The following is a 1,843-nucleotide window of genomic DNA, read 5'->3' on the forward strand; positions in this document are numbered from 1 at the left end:
GTCAGTCAGGAGTATTTAGCCTTGGAGGATGGTCCCCCCATGTTCAAACAGGATATCACGTGTCCCGTCCTACTCGATTTCACTAATAAAGCGTTGTTGGTTACGGGGCTATCACCCTGTATCGCGGCACTTTCCAGAACCTTCACCTAACGCTGAACTAACTTAAGGGCTAATCCGGTTTCGCTCGCCGCTACTACCGGAATCTCGGTTGATTTCTCTTCCTCGGGGTACTTAGATGTTTCAGTTCCCCCGGTTCGCTTCATTAACCTATGTATTCAGTTAATGATACTAGCTTATGCTAGTGGGTTTCCCCATTCGGAAATCCCAGACTCAAGTGGCTTTTACTGCCTAATCTGGGCTTATCGCAAGTTAATACGTCCTTCATCGCCTCTGACTGCCAAGGCATCCACCGTGTACGCTTAGTCACTTAACCATACAACCCCAAGAGGTCTTGCATGTTCAAACAACCAAGGTTTGTGTTTAATAATCCGATCAAGAAAATATTAAACATTGGTTTTTCGCCGGACTCATTTATTTGTCTTCACTTTAAAAAGTGAAAGCAAACACAGACACTTGAATGTGTATGTTTTGAGAACTCGTTTTTATTCGAAAATAAAAACATTTTTAAAATCAATCTTTCGATTGAATTTACTAGTCAGCTTTCCAGATTGTTAAAGAGCATGTGTCTATCTTTCGACGTCCACTTTCTAAAAGCACTTCACTCTCTTTATTTAAGAGAAATACGTTTAAAAAGTGGCGTCCCGTAGGGGAGTCGAACCCCTGTTACCGCCGTGAAAGGGCGGTGTCCTAGGCCTCTAGACGAACGGGACATTGGTGGAGCTATGCGGGATCGAACCGCAGACCTCCTGCGTGCAAGGCAGGCGCTCTCCCAGCTGAGCTATAACCCCAATGTTTTACTTCAAAAGAAGTTCTCCGAAGAGAAGATGGTGGGCGATACCGGGCTCGAACCAGTGACCCCCTCCTTGTAAGGGAGGTGCTCTCCCAACTGAGCTAATCGCCCACGATAGTTTTAATTCCTTCGTGAGAAAGAATGGTGGGTCGTGCAGGATTCGAACCTGCGACCAATTGATTAAAAGTCAACTGCTCTACCAACTGAGCTAACGACCCATTGGCGTCCCGTAGGGGAGTCGAACCCCTGTTACCGCCGTGAAAGGGCGGTGTCCTAGGCCTCTAGACGAACGGGACAATGTTCATACTTATTGTTGTTGGGCAACAATAAGTGGCTCTTTTACATTTCGACCAAGCAATCTGTGTGGACACTGCATAAAACAGCATAAGTCTTTAGGTAAGGAGGTGATCCAGCCCCAGGTTCCCCTAGGGCTACCTTGTTACGACTTCACCCCAGTCATGAACCACACCGTGGTAAACGCCCTCCCGAAGGTTAAGCTATCTACTTCTGGTGCAGCCCACTCCCATGGTGTGACGGGCGGTGTGTACAAGGCCCGGGAACGTATTCACCGTGACATTCTGATTCACGATTACTAGCGATTCCGACTTCATGGAGTCGAGTTGCAGACTCCAATCCGGACTACGACGTACTTTGTGGGATTCGCTTACTATCGCTAGTTTGCAGCCCTCTGTATACGCCATTGTAGCACGTGTGTAGCCCTACTCGTAAGGGCCATGATGACTTGACGTCGTCCCCACCTTCCTCCGGTTTATCACCGGCAGTCTCCCTGGAGTTCCCACCATTACGTGCTGGCAAACAAGGATAAGGGTTGCGCTCGTTGCGGGACTTAACCCAACATTTCACAACACGAGCTGACGACAGCCATGCAGCACCTGTCTCAGAGTTCCCGAAGGCACTAAGCTATCTCTAGCG

At 48.3% G+C, this 1,843-nt stretch carries 5 tRNA genes and 2 rRNA genes; all 7 read right to left on the reverse strand.

The features are described 5' to 3' along the window. A 23S ribosomal RNA gene (locus PAND9192_RS20105) occupies window positions 1-433 on the reverse strand; the annotation flags it as partial. 321 nt (window positions 434-754) lie between these two features. Next, window positions 755-830 (reverse strand) — tRNA-Glu (locus PAND9192_RS20110). A 2-nt stretch (window positions 831-832) separates the two neighbouring features. Beyond that, window positions 833-908, reverse strand: a tRNA-Ala gene (locus PAND9192_RS20115). 37 nt (window positions 909-945) lie between these two features. Beyond that, window positions 946-1,021: transfer RNA gene (locus tag PAND9192_RS20120), tRNA-Val, on the reverse strand. A 31-nt stretch (window positions 1,022-1,052) separates the two neighbouring features. Then, window positions 1,053-1,128, reverse strand: a tRNA-Lys gene (locus tag PAND9192_RS20125). 2 nt (window positions 1,129-1,130) lie between these two features. Further along, window positions 1,131-1,206: transfer RNA gene (locus tag PAND9192_RS20130), tRNA-Glu, on the reverse strand. A 101-nt stretch (window positions 1,207-1,307) separates the two neighbouring features. Then, window positions 1,308-1,843 (reverse strand): 16S ribosomal RNA (locus PAND9192_RS20135); the annotation flags it as partial.

Source organism: Photobacterium andalusiense, from assembly GCF_900185625.1.
Classification (GTDB): Bacteria; Pseudomonadota; Gammaproteobacteria; order Enterobacterales; family Vibrionaceae; genus Photobacterium; species Photobacterium aquimaris.